This window comes from Hyphomonas sp. UBA3601, assembly GCF_002375605.1.
Lineage (GTDB): Bacteria > Pseudomonadota > Alphaproteobacteria > Caulobacterales > Hyphomonadaceae > Hyphomonas.
On record NZ_DFME01000037.1, the window covers coordinates 443 to 2,320 of the forward strand.

General features: G+C 59.7%; 2 protein-coding genes and 2 pseudogenes. 3 read left to right on the top strand and 1 reads right to left on the bottom strand.

The window, feature by feature from the left end:
* Nucleotides 1–157: pseudogene (locus B4F73_RS16725) on the top strand (damage-inducible protein); the annotation flags it as partial.
* A gap of 3 nt (nucleotides 158–160) precedes the next feature.
* On the opposite strand, the gene B4F73_RS04370 reads toward B4F73_RS16725, so the two are convergent.
* Entirely contained in the window at nucleotides 161–529 is a 369-nt protein-coding gene (locus B4F73_RS04370) for a VOC family protein (protein ID WP_034814168.1), read from the bottom strand.
* Nucleotides 530–682: 153 nt separating this feature from the next.
* On the opposite strand from B4F73_RS04370, the gene B4F73_RS04375 reads away from it, so the two are divergent.
* Both B4F73_RS04375 and B4F73_RS04380 read left to right on the top strand, forming a co-directional pair.
* The gene (locus tag B4F73_RS04375; protein WP_206992504.1) at nucleotides 683–1,603 is read left to right on the top strand and encodes an SDR family NAD(P)-dependent oxidoreductase; all 921 of its coding nucleotides are present in this window, start codon (nucleotides 683–685) and stop codon (nucleotides 1,601–1,603) included.
* 61 nt (nucleotides 1,604–1,664) lie between these two features.
* A pseudogene (locus B4F73_RS04380) lies at nucleotides 1,665–1,878 on the top strand (hypothetical protein); the annotation flags it as partial.

Genomic DNA, 1,878 nt, shown 5'->3' on the forward strand with positions numbered 1-1,878 from the left:
CTATGGCGACGCCCCGGGCCACACCTGCATCGCCGTAGTCGGCCCGAACCGGTTCGAGATCTCCACCACTTTGGAGACCGGCCTCAGCGACCGCCCGGAAAACATGCGCCTCTTTGCAAAAGAGACGCTCGAAGTCTTCCTGGCGGCGCTGGGCTGATACCTAGCCCAGCTTGCAGACGCAGAGCTTGTTGCCGTCGGGGTCCCGGAAATAGGCACCGTAGAAGTTTGGCAGGCGTTGGCCCGGCTCGCCTTCACAGGTGCCGCCCATTTCTAGCGCTTTCTTGTAGGCGCGGTCGACGGTCTCATTATCCTTGCAGCCAAGCGCCGGCATGACGCCATTGCCAGCAGAGGCGGCTTCGCCATCATAAGGACCGCCAATCGCGATCATCGGCTGGCCGGGGCCGGTGCCATAGAATTGCAGCCGGTCATTGGCGAAGACGCGTTGCCCGCCCAGCTCCCCCATGACCGCGTCATAGAATTCGACGGCCTTGTCCTTGTCGTTTGATCCCAGTGTTACATAAGCCAGCATGACGATCCTCCCTGGATACTTTTCTTCGGCTGGCCGAAACGCAATCACGGCGCGGCAATCCGCGCAAGAGGTGACGCTACGGGTATGCTTGACGTTTACGTCAGCGTTTGGTCTGACACGAGGCAGAACAGTCAAGGAATGAGGAATAGTCCCATGTCAGATATCCGTTTCGACGATCGCGTCGCCATTGTCACCGGAGCCGGTGGCGGTCTCGGCCGTTGCCACGCGCTGGAACTCGCCCGCCGCGGCGCGAAAGTTGTCATCAACGACCTCGGCGGCACGCTGGACGGCACCGGCGGAAATTCCGAAGCGGCCGAAGCCGTTGTGAAGGAAATCGAGGCCATGGGCGGCGAAGCCATTGCGAACGGATCGTCCGTTTCCGACGAGGCTGGCGTCAAGAAGATGATCGATGACACGATGGCCAAGTGGGGCCGCATCGACATCATCATCGCGAATGCCGGAATCCTGCGCGACAAATCTTTCTCCAAGATGACCCAGGCCGACATCGATCTCGTAATTGACGTCCATCTGCGCGGCAGCTTCATGCCGGTCCACGCAGCCTGGAACATCATGAAAGAGCAGAATTTCGGCCGCATCGTCGTGACCACATCCTCGACCGGCCTCTACGGCAATTTCGGCCAGGCCAACTATGGCGCTGCCAAGCTCGGCGTGGTGGGCATGATGAACACGCTGAAAATTGAAGGCGCGAAAAACAACATTAAAATCAACGCGGTCTGCCCGATTGCTGCAACTCGCATGACCGAAGGCCTGATGCCCGACGAAGTGCTCGCCCAGCTCAAGCCGGAATATGTCACGCCCGGCGTGATGAACCTCGTCAAGGATGAAGCCCCGACCGGCATGATCCTGTCAGCCGGTGCCGGTGCGTTCTCGATGGCGCGCATCGTTGAGACCGAAGGTGTGTTCGTTGGCCAGGGTGAAGGTCTGTCGGCTGAAGCCGTTGCGGCGAAATGGGACCAGATCACCGATGTCTCGACCACGAAGCCTGCCTTCCAGTCTGGCGGCGAGCACGGCCAGAACATCTTTGCGGCTGTCGCAGCCGGCATGAAAGGCTAGGCTCCGGCTTGCCAAATCTGCGATTGGGGCGCAGGTACTTCCTGTAAACAGGGAGATCATCATGCGCCTCATCGCTCTTGTTTTGTCTATCACGCTCCTCACCGGCTGTGCCTGGTTCGAGAAGCCCCCGGAAGACACTATACTTGTTGAGGTTGAGCCAATTCCCTCGCCTCCCCCAACGCAACTGCCGCCTGGCCCACCAATCGCAGGTGTTGGTGAAACCTGCGGAGGCATTGCCGCCATCCAGTGTAGAGATGGCTTGTTCTGCAAAATGG

Coding starts and splice junctions, on each gene's coding strand:
- B4F73_RS04370 (WP_034814168.1), bottom strand. CDS start 529: ATGCTGGCTTATGTAACACTGGGATCAAACGACAAGGACAAGGCCGTC.
- B4F73_RS04375 (WP_206992504.1), top strand. CDS start 683: ATGTCAGATATCCGTTTCGACGATCGCGTCGCCATTGTCACCGGAGCC.